Annotated in this window: 21 protein-coding genes; 8 read left to right on the top strand and 13 right to left on the bottom strand. The window is 57.0% G+C overall.

Annotation, left to right across the window (positions count from 1 at the left end; genetic code table 11):
• Positions 1–74 precede the first annotated feature (74 nt).
• Positions 75–1,790, top strand: a complete 1,716-nt coding sequence (locus Q1B13_RS07635) for a SulP family inorganic anion transporter (RefSeq protein ID WP_299079088.1) — start codon at positions 75–77, stop codon at positions 1,788–1,790.
• On the opposite strand, the gene Q1B13_RS07630 is transcribed toward Q1B13_RS07635, so the two are convergent.
• On the bottom strand, positions 1,787–2,566 hold the full coding sequence (locus tag Q1B13_RS07630) for a DeoR/GlpR family DNA-binding transcription regulator (protein WP_299079085.1): 780 nt from the start codon (positions 2,564–2,566) through the stop codon (positions 1,787–1,789). The two genes, Q1B13_RS07635 and Q1B13_RS07630, sit on opposite strands and share 4 nt — an antisense overlap.
• 205 nt (positions 2,567–2,771) lie before the next feature.
• Between Q1B13_RS07630 and Q1B13_RS07625 the strand changes: the two genes are divergently transcribed.
• From Q1B13_RS07625 to Q1B13_RS07600, 6 genes are all read left to right on the top strand, one after another.
• On the top strand, positions 2,772–3,719 hold the full coding sequence (locus tag Q1B13_RS07625) for an ABC transporter substrate-binding protein (protein ID WP_299079082.1): 948 nt from the start codon (positions 2,772–2,774) through the stop codon (positions 3,717–3,719).
• A 69-nt stretch (positions 3,720–3,788) separates the two neighbouring features.
• Positions 3,789–4,811, top strand: coding sequence for a glycine betaine/L-proline ABC transporter ATP-binding protein (locus Q1B13_RS07620; RefSeq protein WP_299079079.1), 1,023 nt, complete (start codon positions 3,789–3,791; stop codon positions 4,809–4,811).
• On the top strand, positions 4,808–6,799 hold the full coding sequence (locus Q1B13_RS07615) for a proline/glycine betaine ABC transporter permease (RefSeq protein WP_299079076.1): 1,992 nt from the start codon (positions 4,808–4,810) through the stop codon (positions 6,797–6,799). Before Q1B13_RS07620 ends, Q1B13_RS07615 begins: the two co-directional genes overlap by 4 nt.
• A gap of 1 nt (position 6,800) precedes the next feature.
• Positions 6,801–7,682: a phosphotransferase gene (locus tag Q1B13_RS07610; RefSeq protein WP_299079073.1), complete on the top strand. Its 882-nt coding sequence runs from the start codon at positions 6,801–6,803 to the stop codon at positions 7,680–7,682.
• Between the two features lie 8 nt (positions 7,683–7,690).
• Positions 7,691–10,135 (top strand): FAD-dependent oxidoreductase, encoded by a 2,445-nt coding sequence (locus Q1B13_RS07605; RefSeq protein ID WP_299079070.1) that lies wholly within the window; start codon positions 7,691–7,693, stop codon positions 10,133–10,135.
• Positions 10,132–10,971, top strand: a complete 840-nt coding sequence (locus Q1B13_RS07600) for an inositol monophosphatase family protein (protein ID WP_299079065.1) — start codon at positions 10,132–10,134, stop codon at positions 10,969–10,971. The genes Q1B13_RS07605 and Q1B13_RS07600 overlap by 4 nt, the downstream gene beginning before the upstream one ends.
• A gap of 77 nt (positions 10,972–11,048) precedes the next feature.
• Here the strand turns inward: Q1B13_RS07600 and Q1B13_RS07595 are convergent, their stop codons facing one another.
• The 10 genes from Q1B13_RS07595 to rbfA all read right to left on the bottom strand — a co-directional run bounded on the left by Q1B13_RS07595 (position 11,049) and on the right by rbfA (position 21,380).
• On the bottom strand, positions 11,049–12,605 hold the full coding sequence (locus tag Q1B13_RS07595; RefSeq protein WP_299079063.1) for an ATP-binding protein: 1,557 nt from the start codon (positions 12,603–12,605) through the stop codon (positions 11,049–11,051).
• The gene (locus Q1B13_RS07590; RefSeq protein WP_299079060.1) at positions 12,599–13,285 is read right to left on the bottom strand and encodes a response regulator transcription factor; all 687 of its coding nucleotides are present in this window, start codon (positions 13,283–13,285) and stop codon (positions 12,599–12,601) included. The genes Q1B13_RS07595 and Q1B13_RS07590 overlap by 7 nt, the downstream gene beginning before the upstream one ends.
• Positions 13,286–13,447: 162 nt before the next feature.
• A complete protein-coding gene (locus Q1B13_RS07585) occupies positions 13,448–15,535 on the bottom strand; it encodes a VIT and VWA domain-containing protein (RefSeq protein ID WP_299079057.1) in 2,088 nt (695 codons plus the stop codon).
• Entirely contained in the window at positions 15,532–16,989 is a 1,458-nt protein-coding gene (xrtT, locus tag Q1B13_RS07580; RefSeq protein ID WP_299079054.1) for an exosortase T, read from the bottom strand. Before xrtT ends, Q1B13_RS07585 begins: the two co-directional genes overlap by 4 nt.
• A gap of 233 nt (positions 16,990–17,222) precedes the next feature.
• Complete coding sequence (gene rpsO, locus Q1B13_RS07575; RefSeq protein ID WP_120634641.1) at positions 17,223–17,492, bottom strand: 30S ribosomal protein S15; 270 nt, start codon at positions 17,490–17,492, stop codon at positions 17,223–17,225.
• A gap of 143 nt (positions 17,493–17,635) precedes the next feature.
• Positions 17,636–18,703 (bottom strand): calcium-binding protein, encoded by a 1,068-nt coding sequence (locus tag Q1B13_RS07570; RefSeq protein ID WP_299799756.1) that lies wholly within the window; start codon positions 18,701–18,703, stop codon positions 17,636–17,638.
• Positions 18,704–18,756: 53 nt separating this feature from the next.
• Positions 18,757–19,263 (bottom strand): DUF1643 domain-containing protein, encoded by a 507-nt coding sequence (locus tag Q1B13_RS07565; RefSeq protein WP_299079048.1) that lies wholly within the window; start codon positions 19,261–19,263, stop codon positions 18,757–18,759.
• A 21-nt stretch (positions 19,264–19,284) separates the two neighbouring features.
• Positions 19,285–20,190 carry a tRNA pseudouridine(55) synthase TruB gene (gene truB, locus Q1B13_RS07560; RefSeq protein ID WP_299079045.1) on the bottom strand — a complete coding sequence of 302 codons (906 nt, stop codon included), beginning with the start codon at positions 20,188–20,190 and terminating at the stop codon, positions 19,285–19,287.
• A 60-nt stretch (positions 20,191–20,250) separates the two neighbouring features.
• Positions 20,251–20,988 carry a phosphodiester glycosidase family protein gene (locus Q1B13_RS07555; protein ID WP_299079042.1) on the bottom strand — a complete coding sequence of 246 codons (738 nt, stop codon included), beginning with the start codon at positions 20,986–20,988 and terminating at the stop codon, positions 20,251–20,253.
• Positions 20,985–21,380: a 30S ribosome-binding factor RbfA gene (gene rbfA / locus Q1B13_RS07550; RefSeq protein ID WP_085822706.1), complete on the bottom strand. Its 396-nt coding sequence runs from the start codon at positions 21,378–21,380 to the stop codon at positions 20,985–20,987. Before rbfA ends, Q1B13_RS07555 begins: the two co-directional genes overlap by 4 nt.
• Before the next feature lie 93 nt (positions 21,381–21,473).
• On the opposite strand from rbfA, the gene dapB reads away from it, so the two are divergent.
• Positions 21,474–22,283 (top strand): 4-hydroxy-tetrahydrodipicolinate reductase, encoded by an 810-nt coding sequence (dapB, locus tag Q1B13_RS07545; protein ID WP_299079035.1) that lies wholly within the window; start codon positions 21,474–21,476, stop codon positions 22,281–22,283.
• 15 nt (positions 22,284–22,298) lie between these two features.
• Here dapB and Q1B13_RS07540 read toward each other — a convergent pair whose 3' ends face one another.
• A complete protein-coding gene (locus tag Q1B13_RS07540; protein ID WP_299799754.1) occupies positions 22,299–22,640 on the bottom strand; it encodes a hypothetical protein in 342 nt (113 codons plus the stop codon).
• 59 nt (positions 22,641–22,699) lie between these two features.
• A complete protein-coding gene (locus Q1B13_RS07535; protein ID WP_299079032.1) occupies positions 22,700–23,560 on the bottom strand; it encodes a hypothetical protein in 861 nt (286 codons plus the stop codon).
• Positions 23,561–23,685: the final 125 nt, after the last annotated feature.

Here is a 23,685-nt window from a genome sequence, read left to right as displayed (position 1 = left end):
TCATTTTGTCCAACCATTATCAGGTGGTCAGAGCTGCAAGGCTCTGACGGCCGCCGTTTCAGGGCGTTGATCCGATGCAAAGTTTTCTTCGATATCTCCCCATCCTTGACTGGGGCCGTCAGTATGATCGGGCAGCGCTGTCCAACGATCTGATTGCGGCAGTGATCGTCACGATCATGCTGATCCCGCAATCGCTGGCCTATGCGTTGCTGGCCGGGCTGCCGCCCGAAGCGGGGATTTACGCGTCGATCGCGCCGATCATTCTATACGCGATATTTGGCACCAGCCGGGCGTTGGCGGTCGGACCGGTGGCTGTCGTGTCCTTGCTGACAGCATCAGCAGTGGGGCAGGTGGCGGAACAAGGCACGGCGGGTTACGCGGTGGCTGCGCTGACGCTGGCCTTTTTATCGGGGGGATTTCTGGTGTTGCTTGGTGTGTTTCGCCTTGGTTTTCTGGCCAACTTCCTCAGCCATCCGGTCATCGCCGGGTTTATTACTGCGTCCGGTATTCTGATCGCAACCAGCCAGCTTAAGCACATTCTGGGCGTCGAGGCGCACGGGCATACTCTGCCCGAAATGCTGGGCTCAATCCTGGGCCATCTTGATCAGGTCAACGGCATCACGATGATCATTGGTGTCTTGGCCACGGGGTTCCTGTTCTGGGTTCGTAAGAACCTAAAGCCAACGCTGCTCCGTCTAGGCATGCCACCCCTTTTGGCGGATGTGATGACCAAGGCCGGCCCTGTGGCGGCCGTCGTTGCAACAACAGTTGCCGTCTGGGCAATGGGGCTGGCAGGCCATGGTGTCAAGATTGTGGGCGAGGTTCCGCAAAGTCTGCCACCGCTGACAATGCCTGGGTTTTCGCCCGATCTAATCAGTGCATTGCTGGTGCCCGCGATCCTGATCTCGATCATTGGGTTCGTCGAAAGCATTTCGGTCGCGCAAACGCTGGCTGCCAAAAAGCGGCACAGGATCGATCCGGATCAGGAATTGATCGGGTTGGGCGCGGCCAATCTGGGCGCCGCCTTTACCGGTGGTTATCCTGTCACGGGCGGGTTCGCGCGATCCGTTGTCAATTTCGACGCAGGCGCCGAAACCCCCGCTGCCGGAGCCTACACCGCGATTGGTCTTGCGTTCGCGGCCGTGTTCCTGACGCCGCTTGTCCACTTTCTGCCCAAAGCCACGTTAGCCGCAACGATCATCGTGGCCGTGCTCAGCCTCGTGGATATGTCGATCCTAAAAGAGACCTGGCGGTATTCCCGAGCCGATTTCACCGCTGTTGCTGCAACCATCGTGCTGACTCTTGTGATGGGGGTCGAGGTTGGTGTGGCCAGTGGCGTCGCCACCTCGATCCTGCTGCATCTCTACAAAACGTCGCGACCTCACGTGGCCGAGGTTGGACTGGTGCCCGGTACTCAGCATTTCCGCAACATCCTACGCCACAAGGTAGAAACCGACCCTACACTAGTGACGCTGCGGGTGGATGAAAGCCTGTATTTCGTCAACGCACGGTTCCTTGAGGATCTGACCCAATCGCGTGTGACCGACGGGTGTGAGATCCGGAATGTCGTGCTGATGTTTTCGGCCGTGAACGAGGTTGACTACTCGGCGCTGGAAAGCCTTGAGGCAATCAATCACCGGCTGCGCGACATGGGTGTCGGACTGCACCTGAGTGAGGTCAAAGGGCCGGTCATGGATCGGCTTAAGACCTCGCATTTTCTGGATGAGCTGCACGGTCAGGTGTTTCTGTCGCAATATGATGCGTGGAAAACCCTGGCGTCCAGAATTTAGTTTGCGACAACCAGATCGATGTCACGATCCCGAAGCATTGTGGCGATCTCGGCAGGGGGGTCTTGATCTGTCACCAGAACATCCAGTTGCACCGAGTTATCCAACGCAATCGGCGCGCGTTTGTTGAACTTTTCACCATCGGCGACGGCAATGCGAATCTGGGCGTTCTTCGCCGCGATTTTGGTCAGGTTGGCCTCTTGCAGGTCGTGCAGCATAAAGCCCATTTCAGCACTGATTGCGCCGATCGAAAGTATCGCAAACTGAACATTCAGTTTTTGCACAAGCTCAATCGCCTCGGCGCCAAATGCGCCCCCATCGTGCTGACGCAGCTCGCCGCCCGCCAAAAAGACTCGATTGTTGTTATGGGAGCTGAGGGTATACGCGACAAAAACCGAGTTGGTCACGATCAGCAAATTTGATCTGACTTTGAGTGCAGTTGCCACATAGGCCGTCGTCGATCCGATATCCAGAAAAACAGAATCTCCATCGCTGATCATTTCAACGACAGAAGCGGCCAATCTGGCCTTTTCCTGCGCATGCGTGTCCATTCGGCTTTGAAAAGGTTGCTCTGTGACAGATTCAACAAGATGAACACCACCATGAACCTTGCGAACGGCCTGCGCATCCTCGAGCGTTCGGATGTTCCGGCGGATCGTCTCGTTCGAAACATCCAGTCGATTTGCCAAATAGCTGACGCGGCACGAACCACCAGCGCGCTGCAATTCCCGCAGAATCTCTTCCTCACGCTGGTTCGTGGTTTTTCTTGGTCTCGTCATGGTGCCTCCGCACGGTGTGATAAGAAGCGCTGTGGTGAAACGCAACAAAAAGCCTAGTTTCCGGTGCCAAACCCCAGAATATTGAGGCTTCTAGGTGATAATTTGTGACATTATGTGGTTTTAATTGACTGATATGCAAATTTTCCGCAGTCTGTTTTCAATAAAAAGAACAATACTCACAAAAAGCCACAACCGGGAGCAAGAGATGACACGAAAAATCAGTGCCTTGGGCGCATTCGCCTTCGCAGCAACGACATCGATATCCGCAGTTTGGGCGGCAGAATCATCCGATCCGATCAAGCTGACGCTGCACGACTGGTCGGGCCAATTGATCAACACCAAGATCATGGGCTCGATCCTGCAAGAGGCGGGATACAACGTTGAATATGTGCAAGCCGACTACATCGCACAGTTTGCGGGTCTTAAGACCGGCGACCTGCACCTGGCAATGGAAATCTGGGAAACCACTGGTCGCGAAGCGTTGGACGAAGCCACCGCCACCGGCAATGTGGTCAATGTGGGTGAGACCGGGCTGATGGCGATCGAAGAGTGGTGGTACCCCTCGTATATGAAAGACCGCTGCCCCGGCCTGCCGAATTGGGAGGCGCTGAAAGACTGCGCAGAAGAATTCGCCACAGCTGAAACCGATCCGATGGGACGCTACGTAGGTGGCCCCGTAACCTGGGGTGGCTTTGACGAAGAACGTGTTGAGGCGTTGGAACTTGAATTCGAAGTTGTCCATGCAGGCACCGATGCCGCCTTGTTTGCCGAGTTGGAATCTGCCTACCAGCGCGAAGATCCAATCATGCTTTGGGTCTATGTCCCGCATTGGGCTCCGGCAAAATACGATGGCGAATTCGTCGAATTCCCACCGTTCTCAGCGGAATGCTATTCGGACCCATCGGTCGGCGTGAACCCAAATATGGCCTATGATTGCGGCAAGCCCCGAGGCCCGATTTGGAAAGCGGCCTGGTCGGGTCTGCAGGAAAAATGGCCCGACGCTTATGACATCATCGAAGCCTACACCATCGAAAATGACGAAATGAGCGCCATGGTCGGCAAGGCAGACCTGGAGGGGGTCGAAATCGACACGGTGGTTGCGGATTGGATGCAGACCAACAAAGATCGCTGGTCTGGTTGGGTCTCGAAGTAATCCGTATGGCCGGGGCAGCCTCCTCTCTCTCGCCCCGGTCCTTTTCCAGCCTTTCGACCGGAACGCAAAATGACTCCGAAGACGAAATTGTCCTGTCGTAATGTTTGGAAACTCTACGGTGCCAACGCTGCGTCTTTGTTGCGGCGATCCGCTAATCCGACTGAACAGGATATCCGCTCGGCCGGTGTCATAGGCGCGGTACGCAACGCGAATATCGAAATTGCCGAGGGTGAGATTTTTGTCATCATGGGCCTGTCCGGGTCTGGCAAATCCACCCTTGTGCGGTGCCTGTCGCGCCTGATCGAACCCACCGGTGGTGAGGTGTTGTTTGACGGGATTGATCTGCTGCGCGCCAGCGATGCCGAGCTGATCGAAATTCGCCGTCACAAGATGGGCATGGTATTTCAGCATTTCGCACTGCTGCCACATCTGACCGTTCTTCAAAATGTTATGTTCCCTTTGACGATACAGGCCGTTCCGAAACCGGACGCCGAAGCAAAAGCGCGTGAGGTTGTCGAACTGGTCGGCCTTGAAGGGCGCGAGGACAATTACCCGCGCGAACTGTCCGGCGGGCAACAGCAACGTGTGGGCATCGCCCGCTCATTAGTCACTGAGCCGGACATTTGGTTTCTGGATGAGCCCTTTTCCGCGCTTGATCCGTTGATCCGACGTGAAATGCAGGATGAGTTTCTGCGTCTTCAGGAACGACTGCATAAGACAATTGTCTTTATCACCCATGATTTCGAAGAGGCCGTCCGCCTCGCTGATCGCATCGCGATCATGAAAGATGGTGAAGTGATCCAGATCGCCACCCCCGAACAATTGGTGATGAACCCTGCCACAGATTACGTGGCCGAATTCACCCATCATATTCCGCGATCCAAGGTCCTGACCGTGGGCGGCGTGATGAGTGGCGAATTGCGTGGCGAAGGCGATCCCATCCCGCTGAATGCAAAAGTGTCTGATGTCGCCGAACAGATCATCGCCGCAGACGCGCCCCTGCCGGTATCAGACGGGGCAGGGCAAGTGGTTGGGTCAATCGACCGCAAAGCAGTTGCACGCGTGCTGTTCGGCAAGGGCGATCCCGCATGATCGGTCTGACTCGAAATCAGACAGTCATTCTGGGACTGGTGATCTTTACGATCCTGCTTGGGTATTTCGGGCGCGACCTGTCCAAGACGCTGGATGCCCGATGGCTGACAAAGTTCCCATCGGCTTGGGTGATCCCGTTCAAAACGTATATCTCGTCGGCGATGGCGTGGTTGATCGAAGATGCCGCCGTCGGGCCGGTGTCTTTCACCGATGTGACACGGACCATCGCTTGGGTCATTGAGCAGCCCTACAACCTTGTTCTGTCCCTTTTGGCGGATGGGTTTGTCCGCGGTCAGGGGAATGACGCGCAGGTCCTATTACCCGCCATCAGCTGGATCGTAGTGACGACCGTCGTTGTTGCGTTGGGCCAGTATTGCCGCGATTGGGGATTGGCCATACTTGTCGGCGCGTGCTTCCTGTATCTGGCGATCTTTGGCCAATGGGACAGCGCCATGGTCACGTTGGCATCGGTTTTGATTGCGGTGCCGATTGGCGCGGGTGGCGGGTTGATGCTGGGCATTCTGGCCTATCGCCACCCGGTGTTCGAACGCATCATCTCGCCTATCCTCGACCTGATGCAAACAATCCCGATCTTTGCCTACCTTGTGCCTATTCTGTTCATGTTTGGGTTTGGCCCAATCTCTGCACTGGTTGCGACAATCATCTATGCCACACCACCCATGGTGCGCATCACCACCTTGTCGCTTAAAGCCGTTGACCCGGAAATTTTGGATTTTGGCCGCATGGCGGGTTCCACCAAGCGGCAATTAATGTGGAGGATTCTGGTGCCTTCGGCCCGTCATAGCCTGATGGTCGGCGTGAACCAGGTGATCATGCTGACACTGAACATGGTCATCATCGCCTCGATGATCGGCGCGGGCGGACTGGGGTTTGACGTTCTGGCTGCATTGCGTCGGCTAGATATTGGCGCCGGGTTTGAGGCTGGCATCGCCATCGTTGTTCTGGCCATCGCCGTAGACCGGCTAAGCCAGGCCTTTGCCGAACGTATGGGGCAGGTCCATAAACCTGCCGCTGGCACGTGGGTGCACAGGCACCGCCGCACAACACTGGTTCTGATCCTGCTGGTTCTGACCTGGGTGCTTGGCCAGTGCTCGCCCCTGTTGCTGGAATACCCCGAGAGCCAGACAATCACCACTGGTGCCTTCTGGGATGACACGGTCAAATACCTGAATGTGAACTATTTCGACACGTTCGAAGCGATCAAAGTCTTTTTCCTGAACTGGTTTATGATCCCGATCAAAAAGGTGTTGCTGGGTATCCCGTGGCTTTGGGCAATTGCCATGCTGACCTTGCTGGGCTGGCATGCGGGGGGCTGGCGGCTGGCACTGCTGTGTGGCGGCATGGCGTCGTTGATCCTGCTGTCGGGCCTATGGGCCAAGGCAATGGTCACGGTCTATCTGTGCGGCGCGTCGGTGATCCTGGCGACGGTGATCGGGGTTCCGATGGGAGTTCTGGCGGCATTGAACAAACGTGCGGGCACGGTGATCAACCTGCTGATCGACACGCTGCAAACCCTGCCCAGCTTTGTCTATCTGATCCCAGTGGTGATGCTGTTCCGCGTTGGGGATTTCACAGCGCTGATCGCCATCGTGCTATACGCGCTGGCCCCGGCGGTGCGCTATGCCGCCCACGGGGTGCGATCAGTCAGCGAGGATCTGATCGAGGCCGGGCTTGTCTCGGGCTGCACACCCGGACAGCTGTTGCGCCATATCCGTTTGCCAATGGCTCTGCCCGAGATCCTTCTGGGTATCAACCAGACGATCATGCTGGCCCTCTCCATGCTGGTGATAACCGCCCTGGTGGGCACGCGCGATCTGGGTCAGGAGGTCTATATTGCCCTGACCAAGGCAGATACCGGCCGGGGGCTGGTTGCAGGGCTGTCCATCGCCTTCATTGCAATTATCGCCGACAGGTTGATCAATGCCGGTGCACGTCAGGCCCGCATCCGCTTTGGACTGGAGAGTTGAGATGAATCAATCCGATCTGATGACCCGCATCCGCGCGTTGCCCATCTGGCAGGGTGACATCACAGCCCAGCCTCTGGTTGGTGGCATCACCAACGTCAATTATCTGGTTCAGGACAGGGCAGGCAAATTTGTCGTGCGTGTGGGCGCAGATATTCCTTTGCATCAGGTCATGCGCTTTAACGAACTAGCGGCAAACAAGGCAGCGCATGCCGCAGGGCTTTCGCCGGCGGTGGTTTATGCTGCGGGCGATCTGACGGTTCTGGATTATGTCGAAAGCCGCACGTTGACCGAAGAGGATGTGCGCCAGCCCGATATGCTGCCCCGTATTCTGGAGTTGGTGAAATCTTGCCATCGCGATGTTCCCAAATATCTACGCGGCCCATCGCTGGTGTTCTGGGTGTTTCATGTCATCCGGGACTATGCCGCAACGCTGAAAGACCGAGGAAGTTCGCATCTGTCACTGGTGCCCGAGCTTGTCGAGACGGGCAATCACCTTGAACAGGAGGCCGGGCCCTATGACATTGTGTTCGGCCATAATGACCTGCTGAGCGGCAATTTTCTAGACGATGGGAGCCGACTGTGGCTGATCGATTTCGACTATGCCGGGTTCAACTCACCGCTGTTCGATCTGGGTGGTCTGGCCTCGAACAACGGCCTGTCTCCACAACAGGAAGACTGGATGCTGCAGACCTATTTTGAGGCTCCGGTGACGGCTGATCTGCGCCGCCGTTACAGCGCAATGAAATGCGCGTCTTTGTTGCGGGAAACCATGTGGAGCATGGTTTCCGAACTGACATCTGACATCGACTTTGACTACGCGGCGTACACAGCCGAAAACCTCGTGCGGTTCCGCACGGCCCTGGCAGATTTCAAAAATACCTGAGGACAGATATGACAGAACTCCCCTCTTCTGCAAAAGCGGTCATTATTGGTGGCGGTATCATCGGTTGCTCGACTGCTTACCATCTGGCCAAACTGGGCTGGACCGACACCGTTCTGCTGGAACGTAAAAAGCTGACCTCGGGCACGACATTTCACGCGGCGGGGCTGGTGGGCCAGCTGCGCTCGAATGCCAATATCACCCAGCTGCTGGGATACTCGGTGGACCTGTACAAGAAGCTCGAAGAAGAAACCGGGCTTGGCACAGGGTGGAAGATGAATGGCGGGCTGCGTTTGGCCTGCAATCAGGAACGCTGGACCGAAGTAAAGCGACAGGCCACGACGGCCCATAGTTTTGGTCTGGACATGCAGTTGCTGACGCCGAAAGAGGCACAGGATTTGTGGCCGCTGATGGACATCTCTGACGTCATTGGCGCGGCCTTCCTGCCAACCGATGGGCAGGCGAACCCGTCTGATATCACGCAGGCTTTGGCCAAAGGGGCCCGCATGGCGGGTGCCAAGATGTTCGAGGATACCAAAGTCACGGATTTGGAGGTCGAGAACGGCAAGATCCGTGCCGTTGTCACCGAGAATGGGCGCATCGAATGCGAAAAGGTCATTGTCTGCGCCGGTCAATGGACTCGCGATTTTGCATCGCGATTTGGTGTCAACGTGCCGCTGGTGCCGATGGAGCACCAATACATGGTGACTGAACCCTTTGGCGTTCCCGGTGACCTGCCAACCCTGCGCGACCCCGACCGGCTGACCTACTACAAGGAAGAGGTCGGCGGGCTGGTCATGGGCGGGTATGAGCCCAACCCGATCCCCTGGGCGAAGGACGGCATTCCAATGGGCTTTCACTACACTTTACTCGATAGCAATTTCGATCACTTTGAACAGATCATGGAGCTATCACTTGGCCGCGTGCCAGCGCTGGAGACGGCTGGGATCAAAACCCTGACCAACGGACCCGAAAGCTTTACTCCGGATGGCAATTTCATCGTCGGCGAAGCGCCCGAGCTCAAGAATTTTTTCGTGGGCGCGGGGTTTAACGCCTTTGGTATCGCGGCAGGTGGCGGGGCTGGCATGGTGCTGGCGGAATGGGCTGCAAAGGGTGAACCTCCGTTCGATCTTTGGTCTGCGGATATCCGTCGCTTTGGGCGCCCGCATTTCGACACGGATTGGGTACGCACCCGCACCGTCGAGGCCTATGGGAAGCACTACACCATGGCGTGGCCGCATGAAGAACATGACTCGGGCCGGCCCTGCCGAAAATCTCCTTTGTATGACGCGCTGAAACAGCGAGGCGCGTGTTTTGGCGAGAAGCTGGGCTGGGAACGGCCCAACTGGTTCGCGGATACAGCTGCGGGTGAGGTCGCCAAAGACGATTACAGCTTTGGCCGTCAAAATTGGTTCGCCGCCGTGGGTCGTGAACACAAGGCTGCACGCGAGGCTGCGGTGCTGTTCGACCAGACCTCATTCGCCAAGTTTTCTTTGAAGGGTTCAGATGCGCTAGCGGCTATGAACTGGATTTGCGCCAATGACGTGGACAAGCCGGTGGGCGCACTGATCTATACACAGATGCTGAACGACAAAGGCGGGATCGAATGCGATCTGACCGTCGGTCGTGTGGCGCATGACGAGTTCTACATTGTCACCGGCACCGGCTTTGCCACCCATGATTTTGACTGGATCAGCCGCAACATCCCCGACGGCCTGAATTGCCAGCTGTTCGACATCACCTCGTCCAATGCAGTTTTGTCCCTGATGGGGCCCAAGGCGCGGGAAGTTCTGACGGCTGTAACACGCGACGATGTCTCGAATGACGGGTTCAAATTTGGCACCATCCGCACCATTGGCATCGCCGGATGCCCGGTCAAAGCGCTGCGCGTAACTTATGTGGGTGAGCTGGGGTGGGAATTGCACTTGCCGGTTGAATACGCCCACACCGTCTATGATGCGTTGATGCAAGCAGGCAAACCGCACGGATTGGTGAATGCTGGCTACCGCGCCATTGAAAGCCTGCGCCTGGAGAAAGGCTACCGCGCATGGGGGTCGGATATCGGCCCCGACCATACCCCGTTTGAGGCTGGTCTCGGATGGGCGGTCAAGCTGCGCAACAACACAGATTTCAAAGGTCGTGCAGCGTCCGAGCGGCAAAAAAGCGAGGGCGTCAAGAAGATGCTGGCCTGCTTTACCGTCGATCCCGACGTCGTTCTGCTGGGTCGCGAGACGATCTATCGCAATGGCGAGCGGGTTGGGTGGCTGACCTCGGGTGGCTACGGATACACAATTGGCAAATCGATTGGCTATGGCTATGTGCGCGATGCGGATGGCGTGACATCCAACGACGTTCTGTCCGGAGCTTATGAACTGGAGGTTGCAACAGAACGTGTCGCGGCCAACGTGCAGTTGGAGCCCCTATATGACCCCAAAATGCAGCGGGTCAAACTATGACAAGACTTTCTTCGCACGGCGGGCATGCTTTGCCTCTTTCTGATCCGAACAAGGTTACGCATCTGGGGCCGCTTGCCGATTTTGGCGCGCATGCCAAACAGATCACCCAAATTGCTTCAGAGATTGTGATGGACCACTTTCGCAATACTCTGGATGTGTCCTTCAAGTCTGATGAAAGCCCGGTGACACAGGCAGATAAGGCTGTCGAAGCGTCTTTGCTTGCCTACCTGGAAGGTCATTTACCTAATCACGGGGTCTATGGCGAAGAATACGGGCAAAAGAGGCTGAACAGTGAATACCTGTGGGTTGTCGATCCGATTGACGGCACGCGATCTTTTTTGTCCGGCCATCCCCTGTTCGGCTTTTTGCTGGCGTTGTTGCAGAACAGCGAACCTCAGATGGGCATCGTCGCGATGCCAGCCTTGAACGAGGTCTATATGGGCGTGAAAGGGAAAGGTGCGTGGTTAAATTCTGACCCGATATCCGTTTCAAATGCCACCCGGATGGACCGCTCGATCCTTTACGTCAACGAGGGCGACAAGATTTTTCAGAGTGAACCACAGCTGTTCAATCGGTTGATGCAATCCGGGCAGACCCGCCGCTTCGCATATGATTGTTATCCGCATGCACTGTTGGCGGCGGGTCACATCGATTTGGTGTTCGACTATGACCTTCAGCCCTATGACTTCATGGCGGTTTCTGCGTTGGTTCACGCCGCCGGTGGTGTGGTGACTGACTGGGAAGGTAACCCGGTGGATTTATCCTCGGACGGTCGGATCATTTCCGCGTCAACGCCAGAATTGCACCAGCAGGCGCTTGCGTTGGTCAACGCGTAAGGCGCGGTGGGTCTGCTCAACCATTGCCTATGGACCGAACTGGTGCCTTTGTCGGGGTCGGCACTTCTTGTAAGACTTTAGAACTCCAACCGAAACGTGGCGCCGGTTTCGACCGGCAATGCTTCGATCCGCGCGCCAGCCTGATCAAGTATCGCCGCAACGATGGCCAGCCCCATTCCGGTCCCACCTGCATCCCGTCTGGTTGTGAAGAAAGGTTCCGCAATGCGCGCACGGTTTTTCTGGGAAATCCCACTGCCATTGTCCGCTATCAGCAGGCTGTTTGAGATGACATCAAAGGTCATTGTCACTTCGGTCGCGCCATGTTGCAGCGCATTTTGGAAAAGATGATGCAAAACGATCTGGCCTTGGTCTTTCGACAGCGGAAGGCATGTATCCGGATCAACCTGCAGATTAACCTCTAGGTCGGAAAACTCGACTGAGGCTGCCGCAACCATGTCGCTAAGCAGCGTAGGTGTTCGGTCAGTCTGAACACTTACCCTGGCCAATTCACGCATCCTGCCAAGAAGCGCATTCATGCGCTGACCTTCTTCCTGAATGTTGGACACCAGCTTTTTGTACCTGTCGCCCGCCATATCCGGATTGCTGTCGGCCAGCAGTTCCGCCGCGCCGATGATGGCGGTGACGGGGGATTTCAGCTCGTGTGTGACATGGGTTGTGTAGGTTTCGATTGCCGCGGACCGCTCGGACAAAGTTGACGCCATGGATACAACGTTGTCACCCAAATCTGCCAGTTCCTGAACGCCGTAATGGGGCACTGGGCTCGGGACTTGTTTCACCCCGCTTGCAACATCTCTGCTCTGTCTGCTGAGGTCATGGATCGGGCGCGAAATAAGGCGCCACAGAAGCGCGCCAACCAATGCGGCTGACAGCACCATAAAAATCGCCAACAACCCCAGCGTATATCGTTCCTGAAACAGGAATTTCCGCAGGTCCATTGGTGTTCGCGACAGGTAAACGGCGCCGATAACGCGGTTCTCCAATACAACGGGGTGGGCCACAAAAACCCGGTACGAGGTGTCCCGGCTTAGGGAATTCATCACATGTCGTTTGGTCTGATCGTCCCGGTATCGCAGCAGCGTCCCGGTATCGCCGCGCAAAGCTTGCGCAACCTCGGGGACATGCGCGAAGGACCCTGCCATGGATCCGCTGCTGGCAATGATCTGACCGGAGTGATCCAGGAAAAGATAACCTGAAAGCGTGGTTTTCTTGGCCTTCGCGGCCAGATGCGACAGCTCGTCGGATATTTTGGCATAAGGCGGATCAACCTCGTCCGAAGTGGTCACCGGGTCTGGGCGGGGGGGTGATACCTGTCCGTTGAACAAATCTAACTTGGGCGGAATCGGGTGATAGTCCTGCGCAAGAAACGCGATGTGTTCTGGGGACATCTCGTGCCCAACCTGCGGTGAGGGCTGATGTTCAGCAAAGGCTTTGGCATAAACCTCGGCGAATACAGCGGCCTGCGCCAGCAGACTTCTCTCGGTTTCCCGCGCGAATTGATTGCTGGACAACCGGGCCCCAAGCACGCCGACAATTGGCAAAGCCACGAGGCACAGGCAAACCATCGAAATCACCAAAGCCAGTGATGGGCGCCATTTTCGCTTGACCTTCAGCACTGACAGTTGCCTAGCTTTACCCCAACCCCATGAACGGTCTGGATTAGTTCCGGATAGCCAAGCATGCGTGCTTTTTGACGGATGTTGCGGATGTGGCTGTCTACCGTGCGACCAGAGAGATATGTGTTTTGTCCATAAACCAGCTCAATCAGCTGCGACCGCGAAAAGACCCGGTCAGGGGCTTTTGTCAGGATCGACAACACCGCGAATTCGATACCGGTCAGTTGAACCTCGGCATCTGCAAGGGTGCAACGATGGGCGGTCTCGTCCAGACGCAAATCCTGATAGACCGTTGATGTGTCTTTCGGGGTTGGCAAAACCGCTCGCGCCAGAATGGCTTTGATCCGCAGCACCAGCTCGCGCGGACTGAACGGTTTGGTGACATAGTCATCCCCACCGGTTTGAAAGCCCAGAATGCGGTCAATCTCCTCATCGCGGGCCGTTAGGAACAGGACGGGCACCGACGATGTCCGACGTAATTCCCGACACGTATCCAGCCCGTCCATATCCGGCATACCGATATCCAGCACAATCAGATCGGCGGGGTGATCTGAAAAACGCTCCAGCGCGTCCAACCCGGTTGCGGCTTCTGTCGTTTGAAACCCCGAGTCCTCCAATGCAAAGCGTACGACATCGCGAATGCGGGCATCGTCATCTACGATAAGGATGTGGTTCGCCATGGGTGTCTGCCGTTGAATTTGCGCTGTTGTGTCGATCACAGATCACACTGCCGTCGGCCCGGTCAAGTGAGACGACGGGCTGATGTTGCTGCCGTGGCACGCGCCAGTTGATGTCACCATCAAGCCACCACGCGTCAGTTTGCAGTTTGTACGGAACCCCCCTCATGCCGGTTTCCTCCGCAGACCGGTCAGGCGCAGGGTCGCAAGGGCCAGAAGGGTCAATATGCCAAACAGTGTTTGCGGCTCGGGGGTCGAGGACCCGCTGAACCCGGTCTTGGGGTAGGCTGCAGCACTGACACCCGCGACCTGAGGCGAAGGCACGGCAGTTTTCTGGGCTGGCAAGCCGCTTTCGTTAACGATGGTTTTCGAGACGGCGACAAAGGATGTGTACCGCGTCTGCAGGTTGAACCGCATCCCCAGATCGGCAATTTGCGTCTTCAATGTGTCCTTGTCACCAGCTTGCACCGCGATAGCGCGCTCCAGATCCGCAATGCGTGACCGGGCCCAGGTTAGCGGGATAGAGGCACCTTTCGACTGATCGTCTTCAGAGTCGGATTCCGCCGGTAACTTCAGCGACAAGGGCATCGCAGCCTTGCGCCCTTGTACCAGACCGTTGATCTGCACATTTGCCGGTCCGCCGCCGTTGTAGCGGGCCAACACACGTACCGATCCGCCATCAAATAGGTCGGGGACGCGCTGCGGGACCACGTCGGTGACTTGCAGTTCTCCCCAGTCGATCGAGATATCCGTCAGAACCGGCGATTTAAGATCGCGGGCCAGGGTTTCGGCCACATCGTCAGCGCGATCTGTCGGATCGACATAGCGCGCATAGCCGCGTCCTTCGTCGGCCATGGCATCAAGCAGATAGCGGTTGACCGCTGTCCCCACACCAAAGGCATAGACGCGGGCGTCGCCGATCTGCCTGCGGATCGTGCGCAACACTGTCGCTTCGTCGCCGATATAGCCGTCGCTCAGGAAAACAACCACACGCAAGGTGTTGTCCGGTCGCCGTGTTGCGAATGCGGTGCGGATGGCATTGTCAATCTCGGTCCCGCCCGAGGCGCGCAGATTTCGCACAAACCGAAGCCCCGCCTTTGTATTGCGCTCAGTTGCAGGAACCGCATCGGTGGAGAACTCAGATGCGTCCGAGGAAAACCGGATCACGCGGAAGTAGTCCTCGGGCCGAAGTCCCTTGAGGGCGGCTTGCATGAACCGTTTGCTGGCATCCAGCGGCGCACCGCCCATGGACCCGGATGTATCCAGAACAAAAACAAGCTCGCGCGCGGTGATCTGATCAGGGTCGGGGATGTCCGGGGGTTCAATCATCAAGGATACAAAGCCACCACGCGCATCATGATGGGACAGGACGCCCGCAGTCACATCTTCACCACCCAGTTCATAGCGCAGGATCACATCGCGGTTGTCGATGACACGTCCGGACAGAAAGCTTGCCTGAATCGAGTTCTCTGCCTGCTCGGTTTTAAGATCATGGGTGGGGCTGGTCAGGCTAGATACCGGAATGGCGGCTTCAAGGGTTACGTCTAGCGACACGCGGTCCATGTCGATCTCATCCGGGATGGTCAGACCCACAACTGGCGGATCGTCCGGCACTTTGGCGACCTGCCAACCACCATTCAAGACATTGGCATCAATCACCAGATCGTCGGACCCATAGAATTCTTCGGCGGATGGGGATCCCGGGGTGCTGCCTTCGTAGCGGGGCCCGACGACCAGCGGCAGAACAAGCTCATAAGCGCCATCGATCGTAGGAATCGCCTGAACGTAGCTCAGGGTTACGGTGATGGGCTGTCCGGGCATCAGATTGGCGATGTTCTGCGTGAACATGTTGGGACGGTGCTGGGTCAAAAGCGCTGCGGCCTTACCGGATTTTTCCGCATCCTTGAACGTCTCTTCCGCCTCGGCCTTGTGTTGGATCTGGGCCTCAACCATCTCCTCGCCCACCTGCATCTGCATGGCATAGATCGCGGCTTTTTGGTTCAGCGGAAACAGGTATTCCGCCGACATCGGCGCATCTGACGGGTTGGCAAAAACCTGACGAACCTGAACAGTTGCCAGATCCCCCTGAATGTCCACACTCAGGTCCGATTTCAGCAGGGGCATGTCCATTTGCCCGGAAGCGCTCGTCCCGATGACACGACCAGCAATCTCATCCGGGGTCTGAGCGTGAAGGTGTGATGCCCAAATCCCGGGCAACATGAGAAACGAGAGCGACACAATCTGACGTATCATAAGTCGGTTCCTTTGATGTTTTGAATGTCGAGCGCAGCAAGCGCCGCTGCGTCCAGGTCGCGGCGTAGTTTGGCGTCCAAAGCCCATGGCGTGATCCGTTGAATGCTGCTCCAGGTTCCGTTGGATCCGTTCATCCAGCGCCAGATCGCTTCGCCAACGCTGGGTGTGACCTGCCCGGACTGCGCCACGTAGCTGACGGCGACCAACCACTGGTCCCCCTCAGGTCCGGTGGCCTGGTAGTAGGCGCTGGGAACGCCCTCGTAGCGGGTGCCGAGGAAACGAACCGCGTAGCCCAGACCGCGCAGGCAAATTTCCGGGGCATGCAGATGCCGCAGCGGTGCGCGGGTGCTGACCACGTTCAAGCCCAAGGGACCGAACTGAACTTTCCGCGCCTGTCCGCCGTAGGTTTGGAAGTAAGACGTCTCGATACTTGTCAGCGGGACGTCGTCGGCCACAAACCCCTGAACCTGACTGGGAAGGATCGGCGGCGTGACCGATGCCGAAACGTCCACCGGATCAGCTTTTGTTGATATGATACCCAAGCTGCCCGCAAGACAGGCCAGGCAGGCTGACGCTCGGATCCATTTCGGCACAGCCGGTGTTTTGGGCCTTTGCGGTTGGGGGCGGACAGGATTGGAGCTGTAGGGGCGGTAGAACAGGGCAAAAGGCAGAACTGTTAGCCCAAGCGTCAGCAACCCGATGGCCGAATGCATTGGCTCGGACATGACATCCAGATCATGTGCAAGACCAACAGCCAAAAGCGAAATCCGCAAACTGTTGCCGATCGTTGCGCTTACAAGCACGGCAAAAAGGCTGAGGATGCCTACATGCCAACGCGGACGCATCACTGCGTTCTGTGCCACCACAAAGGCCAGCGACAGTAACAAACCTGACGCGCCGGAACATGGAAGGTCCACCAGAATGTCGCGCTGTTCCAACGTGATCCGAACACCATCACAGATCACTTCGGAGAACAGAGGTTTAAGTATTTTGCAGGATAGGTCCGCCGACACCATTTGCAGCGGAAATCCCATCGTGCGCTGCAAAACCATCTCGGTGGGCAAGGAAAACAGAAACAGCGCCGCCATCCAGAAGGGTGACAGTGCAAAGGGTCTCTGGTTTAACCGCAAAAGGCCAACCAGCGCAAACACATCAACTGCAAGGGCCAGTGCGCTTAGGATGTTGATGGCCAGAACCTGCCCAAGCAACCGGACCAGCGCCGCCAGAAACAAAAGCAGCAAAACGGGCGCTTTTGCACCAGCTGCGACGGGCTTGCCACTCAGTAAACTGGCGCCGCCAAGACCAAGGATCAGAACGACGTAAACATAGCCGTAAGATCCGTAGGCCGGGCTGACCCAGCTTTGGAAAAGCCATTGCAGCGGTTGTGCCGCCAGAATGAGTGATGCTGCGGCTAACGCGGACCAGGCAAGGGTATCAACGCTCAAATATCTCATGTCGTCTGGTGTGACGATCAGATGCGCACTTCCCCGGTCCGAGTTGTGCAGATTTTGATGAGAAATGTGTTTTCGCGCGTGTTTTGAGTTTGCTCACCGACCCCGCGAAAACGGTCGGGTCGCGCGGAAGATGGCGCGTTTGGAAGAGCAAAAGAATACGCCCGCCAAAAATGGCGGGCGTACAAATTCTACAAAGCGGGTCTCAGATCTTGTACAATTCGTACAAAATGCGTTTAGCGGCGGATGCCCAGCTTTTTGATCAGGTCCTGGTAGCGCGCTTCTTCTTTGCCCTTCAAGTAGTCCAGCAGCTTACGGCGCTGGGCAACCATCTTCAGAAGACCGCGACGACCGTGGTTGTCTTTCTTGTGGGTCTTGAAGTGCTCGGTCAGGGTGGTGATGCGCGAGGTCAGGATGGCAACCTGGACTTCTGGCGAACCGGTGTCGCCGTCCTTGGTGCCGAATTCTTTCATAACGCGTGCTTTTTCGTCAGCAGTAATCGACATCGGGGTCTCCTTTAAAGGTTAGCGTGAATGGCGCAGGCCGGGATGTCGTCCAGCACAGGCCCATGGAGAAAACCGCACCGATTCCGATGCGGATGGGCGCGTATAGGCGCTTTTTCAAGGAATAGCAAAAGGATTCTGCGGGCTCAGCCGGTCTGTCCGTATTGTGTCAGTTCAGCCTCTGATATCAACTGAATATCAGTGCTTGTTATGCCTTCCGCGCCGTACAGATGCGCCACTTCCTGACCGTTGACCAGGACAAGTGTCAAATTGGCATTCTCGTTATCGGTTTCAATCTCGATATCCGGGTCAATCGGATCGTCCCATGTGATCAAAAGCTTGTCCTGACCCGGTTGGAACCCCATGACCGTGACCTCTTCGTCATCCTCATCAGTGTCCAATATGATATTGTCACTGCCCTCGCCACCGGTTGCGACATCGCCGCCTTGGGCCAGAATCGTATCATCGCCCGCGCCACCATTCAGGAAATCGACCTTCGGCGCGCCGTCCGCATCATCGCCGTACAAAACGTCATTTCCATCACCGCCAAAAACTACATCTGCGCCCGCGCCACCGGCCAAGGTGTCATCGCCGAAACCTCCATGCAGCGCGTCATCCCCCGCACCGCCAGTCAAACTGTCGTTGCCCTTTCCGCCATAAAGCGCATCTGCGCCTTCGCCGCCGTCCAACTCATCTTCGCCAAGGTGACCATACAGACTGTCATCACCGTCATTGCCGACCAACAGATCATCACCCGCGTCGCCATGCAGGACATCGTCGCCATGCCCGCCTGACATCAGGTCAGCGCCCTCGCCGCCATGCAATACGTCGTCACCACAGCCGCCGGAAATGTCATCATCGCCGCCATATCCATTGATCTGATCGTCGCCATCCTGCCCGGTCAGGACATCCAATCCATCCGTCCCGGCAATGACAAGAGCGCCTTCAAATTCTGAGATTACAGCGCCAATCGAGGGGTCTTCTGGTTCGGATGTTTCGGGTTCCTCAACGTTCTCACCGGCCTCAAGCAGGTTCCCTTCGGAAACGTCTCCTGATAAATCATCTTCGTGTGAGTCCTCTGCCCCATCTTCGTCGGCGAGAAACATATCGCTCATCGCGTAAGCCGCGCCACCTAAAGCGGCCAATCCAAGCAATCCGGCCAGAAACATTTGAACCCTCCGAAAGCGTGCTGCCCCGAGGGTGAAATATCCCATGTCTTCAGACCTTTGGTCAAAGACTGGCTGAGGTTGTGGTTAACCCTTTGTCACTACCCCCAGGGCTCGGGTTGCTGCGTGTACGCTATATATAAAGGGTGTTTAGGGTGCCCGTCCTTGGTCAGGCCCAGATGAAACAAGGGCTGATTGGTGCCGCGAAGCAACTGTTCAACTGATGGGCCGCGCTCAAGATGTGCGCCATGGGTACCCCAGGCTGCAATGACCTGATCCGCCCAGTGCACACCGTCCAGAATAGCCGTATCATTTTCCGGTCCAACCGGATCGACTGCGGCGCGCATTTTGCGCGGATCGGTATCGCGCCAAGCAAAGATATTGGTGACCTGAAACGCCCCGAAGCCAAGCGCCCGCGCCCGCCGTTCGCAGCGTTCCACTGTCGGGTCATTCTGCACCTCGGTTGCCGTGGAGGGGTTCAGCATCACGAACAGCGCTTTGCGACCTTGCGGGTCCCAAACTCGGGTCAGGCTATAGCGGTATTTCTCGCAATCGGAATAGATGGCGGTTGAGGGCGCATCGCCCTTGGTATGGGTGCGGGTAATCATGAAATTCGCCTAGCACGGCTGTCAGCTGACGAACACCCGGCTGGGATGCAATTCGCCTGATTTGTAGATACCCACCGCCACGGCCTGACCGTCCAGCGAGGCCCAGGCTTCGTCGCCATATTCCACGTCCGAGGCCAGAACCATGCCTGGGTTGCCATTGCGCAGACGGGTGGCGCCCTCGGGCGTGCACTTCAATTCGGGTAGGTCGGTCAGGCCTGTTTCCAGCGGATGAAGATACTCGTCCAGCGCGGTGGTTTTGGCCATCTCGTCGATCTGCTCGATGTTCAGACCATCTTTGGCTTCGAACGGGCCGGACCAGATACGGCGGAGCTCGCGGACGTGGCCGTGGCATCCCAGCGCAGCGCCCAGATCACGGGCGATGGACCGGACGTAACCGCCTTTGCCGCAGGTCATTTCCAGAACGACGTGATCGTCATCAAGGCGGTCGACCAGCACCAGTTCTTCCACCCACAAGGGGCGGGCGGTCAGTTCTACGTCTTCTCCGTCACGGGCCAGTTTATAAGCGCGCTGGCCGTCGATCTTTACGGCGGAGAATTTTGGGGGAACCTGCATGATTTCACCTATGAAAGGCGACAGGGCTTGCTTGATGTCATCATCGGAAGGTCGTGCTGCGCTTTCGGCAATCACCTCGCCCTCGGCATCGTCAGTATTGGTCGCCTGACCCAGACGGACAGTGAATGTGTAGGCTTTCAGGGCATCGGTGATGTAGGGAACGGTTTTTGTGGCCTCGCCCAATGCCACGGCCAGAACGCCAGTTGCTTCAGGATCCAGCGTACCGGCGTGTCCAGCCTTCTTGGCGTCCATCGCCCAACGCACTTTATTGACCACGGCGGTCGATGTCATGCCCGCAGGCTTGTCCACCACCAGCCAACCGGAAATGTCGCGACCCTTGCGTTTGCGTCCCATCTTGCACCTTGAATCTTGCTGAGGCGCGCGACCTATCGGATCACATGGGCCCTGTCAATTTCAGGGCGCGTCTTCGACAACGCCAACAATCGGACCCAGCGAAAACCCAACATCGGAACGGTTCGCGGCGCGGTCGTAAACGCGTGAGATATTGCCGTCAAAAAACAGCGCATTTGGTGTTTCCAGCACGTCTCGAAACAGGCTGCCAAACTCGTGGAAGGTCACGTAGTCTTCTGAAATGGCAAAAACCGCGCGCGTTCCGTCTTTGCTGGTCCCAACGCCATTGCGGATGTAACGAGAGGTCGAATCGAGCAGGAACCGTGGGTGAAGCTCTCGATCGATCACCAGCATCGGGCCGGATTGGCTGGCGAAGCGGCATTCCGGTGCTTGATCGATGAAATCCAGCGTCTCGAACACATCGGCACGGCCCTCTCGGATGCAGAAGACACCGTTGGGCAGCAGGCCGAAATTCCCCGGACCGGGATTTGAGATCACGCGCATGACCTCCTGCCCGTCTTCGACATAGTGGCCGACGGGCGAGCGGTCGTCGTGATACATGCCCGCATTCATTGCAAAGGCCAAACGCTTACCTGTTGGCTCCAGCGTTTCATTCACGGATGAGAAATGCCCCAACAGCTCGTCGTTTTCGTCCTTCAGGAACAGGCGCAAGTCTTCAGTCGCGGCATCCACCTCGCAGATGGTGTACCGCTTATCCTCGTGAGTCAGTTTTTCGCAGGTGACCGCCGAGGCTTGCGCCGCCCAGAAAACAGCGCCCAGAACTACAAGCGTGCGGATCACTCGTCCAGATCGCGGCGCACCGCGTCCTGATCAAACATCCGGCGAGTGTCATCCAGACGGTCGAACGTGTCATCCAACCGGAACCGCAGATCTGGCGAGAATTTCAAACCAACCTTTTTGCCGACCATGCGCCGCAATTCGTGTTTGTTACGGGCCAGCAGCTCGATCACGTCCTCCTGCCCTTTGCCACCCAATGGCAGCACATAGGCGGTTGCGATCTTCAGATCGGGCGAGGTGCGCACTTCACCAACGGTGATCGACATGCGGTTCAGGTCGGGGTCGTGGACATCTCCGCGTGCCAACACTTCGGACAGGGTGCGGCGGATCAGCTCGCCGACACGGAGCTGTCGTTGGGACGGGCCGGGGCCATCGTGGAATTTGTTCTTAGCCATAAACCCCGATCTAAGCGCAAAGCGGGGCTTTGCCAAGCGGCCCCGAACCGGGTAGGAGGCTTTGAGCCGAATTTGACAAGAAGGACCAGCGCAATGACCCATATTCCGGGGATCGTCATCACAGGGGCTTCGGGCCGTATGGGGCAGATGCTGATCAAGACCGTGACTGACAGCGACGGGGCGCGACTGGCCGGAGTGGTCGAGCGCGAGGGTCATGACTGGATTGGTCAGGATGTCGGCGAAGCCATGGGCGGCCAGGCACTGGGCGTCACTGTGACCGACGATCCGCTTGAGGCTTTCGCACAGGCACAGGCGGTGATCGATTTCACCGCCCCTCAGGCGACACTCGAGTTTGCGGCGCTGGCGGCGCAAGCGCGCTGCGTGCATGTCATCGGCACCACCGGCATGACGGACGAACAGATCGCCGCGCTGGAACCAGCCTCGCGCCATGCTGTGATTGTACGGGCCGGGAATATGAGTCTTGGGGTCAACTTGCTGGTCCAACTGACCAAAAAGGTCGCAGCTGCACTGGATGAAGATTTTGATATCGAAGTGATCGAAGGTCATCACCACCACAAGGTTGATGCACCGTCAGGCACGGCACTGATGCTGGGCGAAGCGGCTGCCGAGGGGCGGGGCGTTAATCTGGCCGATGTGTCGGACCGGGGTCGCGATGGGATGACCGGAGCCCGCAAGCGCGGCGATATCGGGTTTCATGCCATCCGCGGTGGCGACATTGTCGGAGAGCATGATGTTCTGTTTGCCGCACCGGGCGAACGGATCGTGCTGCGCCATCTGGCCACCGACCGCGCCATCTTTGCCCGCGGCGCGCTGAAGGCGGCGCTGTGGGGGCAAGGCAAGGCTCCGGGTCAGTATGACATGGTGGATGTGTTAGGATTGTAGGCTCCGCCTTTAGATCTAGGCTGCGACAAAAGCGTAGGCAATAAACATCGAGACCCAAAACAGCCCCGCAATTACGAGTGAGGCAAACTGCAACAAGAGAAAGCGAAAACTGTTTGCGTTGGGAACGAGACGTATTGCATTTGGCATATGCTGGTCATTGCATTTCTCAACCATGAAAAAGTTGTTCGCCGCCCCATATGCATTCAGCAGAAACCTTCTGTGTGAGGGAGGGGCGCCGTGTGCTTTTGTCCAAAACTCGATAAATTCATCTTTGAAATTGAAGATCGAAATAGTCGAAGTAAGCAGAAGCATCGCGATCCATGACGAGGCAATCATGACAACCACGAAGCCAAACATAAACAGAAACAGAGCCAGCAGTTCTATTTACCTTCTGCCTCGCAAAGGTGTGGTTTTAGCTAGCGAAACGCAGTCAGGCCGGACGGCGCCACGCCGGTCTGCTCGACTTGTATCAACAGCGTGCCCAACCGTTCTTCCCATGTCGGGAACTGACCTGTCATGGCGTAAGTCAGGCGCTCAGCCCCGATGGAGATGCCAAGGGGTGCGACCTCGCCCCCAATGATTATCTCTCCGATCTCGGTCCAGTTGGGTAATGGCGGATAGGTGGCAGGCGCGGGCTCATCTGTCTCGCCGACGCGATAGTAGACACCCATGGTCACGAGGTAGTCCTCGCCAAAGGGGTCCGGAAAGAAGTATCCCGAAGCATCGCGCGCGGCCAATGCTTCGACATCGTCCCGCAGCAGAACTTTTTCTGGGAAGGGCAGGCCCATTTCGTCCAGAACAGGTCGCATATCGGTGGATTGCGGGACACTGACAAAGGCAATGCGCGCGGGGTCCAGACCAAGGTTGCCAGTCAATATGCGCACCATCAGGCGTGTGGCGACCTGACCATCCGTGCCGCGGGCTGGATGACAGCCGACTTCGTGAAACAGGGGCAGAATGTCAGCACGGACCTTTTCCGCGACATCCCCAACACGGGCTAAGGGCTGAATAACAAAGGCCTCGTTTGGCAGGGCAGATTGGTCAAAATCATGTCTCAGCCCGCCATTGTAAGCATCATCCCCGGTGACAATGGACAAAGGCTGGGTTTCAGCAAAACCGAGATCTAAAAACACGTCTTTGAGCCTGGCGAGTGTTCTCTCAAACGCCGCCTCAAAGTCCTGGTTCGGATCGATATTTGCATTAGTAACGCCTGGAAGGACTGCACCAAGCGTGGCTGCGGTGCCCAATTGCACAGCTCTGCGTCTGTTCAATTCCATGTCGCGGCCCTTCTTTTAGTGCATCTACGGTTCCATCTCAGACTATCGCAGAAGATTGGAGCAGATGTTAAGAAATTCTGAAAACCCGTTGGCAGGCCTATGACGCGGTTTTCAGATCAGGTTCT

It is taken from the genome of uncultured Ruegeria sp., assembly GCF_947489545.1.
Lineage (GTDB): Bacteria > Pseudomonadota > Alphaproteobacteria > Rhodobacterales > Rhodobacteraceae > Ruegeria.
The sequence above is the reverse complement of the archived record's forward strand: the minus strand, read 5'-3'. Positions and strand labels throughout refer to the sequence as shown.

Bases quoted from the DNA above. Each gene is read 5' to 3' on its own strand.
- rpsO (WP_120634641.1), bottom strand. From the start codon at position 17,492: ATGTCGATTACTGCTGACGAAAAAGCACGCGTTATGAAAGAATTCGGC.
- dapB (WP_299079035.1), top strand. From the start codon at position 21,474: ATGACCCATATTCCGGGGATCGTCATCACAGGGGCTTCGGGCCGTATG.
- Q1B13_RS07565 (WP_299079048.1), bottom strand. From the start codon at position 19,263: ATGATTACCCGCACCCATACCAAGGGCGATGCGCCCTCAACCGCCATC.
- Q1B13_RS07610 (WP_299079073.1), top strand. From the start codon at position 6,801: ATGAATCAATCCGATCTGATGACCCGCATCCGCGCGTTGCCCATCTGG.
- Q1B13_RS07635 (WP_299079088.1), top strand. From the start codon at position 75: ATGCAAAGTTTTCTTCGATATCTCCCCATCCTTGACTGGGGCCGTCAG.
- Q1B13_RS07600 (WP_299079065.1), top strand. From the start codon at position 10,132: ATGACAAGACTTTCTTCGCACGGCGGGCATGCTTTGCCTCTTTCTGAT.
- Q1B13_RS07630 (WP_299079085.1), bottom strand. From the start codon at position 2,566: ATGACGAGACCAAGAAAAACCACGAACCAGCGTGAGGAAGAGATTCTG.
- Q1B13_RS07585 (WP_299079057.1), bottom strand. From the start codon at position 15,535: ATGATACGTCAGATTGTGTCGCTCTCGTTTCTCATGTTGCCCGGGATT.
- Q1B13_RS07540 (WP_299799754.1), bottom strand. From the start codon at position 22,640: ATGTTTGGCTTCGTGGTTGTCATGATTGCCTCGTCATGGATCGCGATG.
- Q1B13_RS07620 (WP_299079079.1), top strand. From the start codon at position 3,789: ATGACTCCGAAGACGAAATTGTCCTGTCGTAATGTTTGGAAACTCTAC.
- Q1B13_RS07570 (WP_299799756.1), bottom strand. From the start codon at position 18,703: ATGGGATATTTCACCCTCGGGGCAGCACGCTTTCGGAGGGTTCAAATG.
- rbfA (WP_085822706.1), bottom strand. From the start codon at position 21,380: ATGGCTAAGAACAAATTCCACGATGGCCCCGGCCCGTCCCAACGACAG.
- Q1B13_RS07535 (WP_299079032.1), bottom strand. From the start codon at position 23,560: ATGGAATTGAACAGACGCAGAGCTGTGCAATTGGGCACCGCAGCCACG.
- Q1B13_RS07590 (WP_299079060.1), bottom strand. From the start codon at position 13,285: ATGGCGAACCACATCCTTATCGTAGATGACGATGCCCGCATTCGCGAT.
- Q1B13_RS07625 (WP_299079082.1), top strand. From the start codon at position 2,772: ATGACACGAAAAATCAGTGCCTTGGGCGCATTCGCCTTCGCAGCAACG.
- Q1B13_RS07615 (WP_299079076.1), top strand. From the start codon at position 4,808: ATGATCGGTCTGACTCGAAATCAGACAGTCATTCTGGGACTGGTGATC.
- truB (WP_299079045.1), bottom strand. From the start codon at position 20,190: ATGGGACGCAAACGCAAGGGTCGCGACATTTCCGGTTGGCTGGTGGTG.
- Q1B13_RS07605 (WP_299079070.1), top strand. From the start codon at position 7,691: ATGACAGAACTCCCCTCTTCTGCAAAAGCGGTCATTATTGGTGGCGGT.
- xrtT (WP_299079054.1), bottom strand. From the start codon at position 16,989: ATGAGATATTTGAGCGTTGATACCCTTGCCTGGTCCGCGTTAGCCGCA.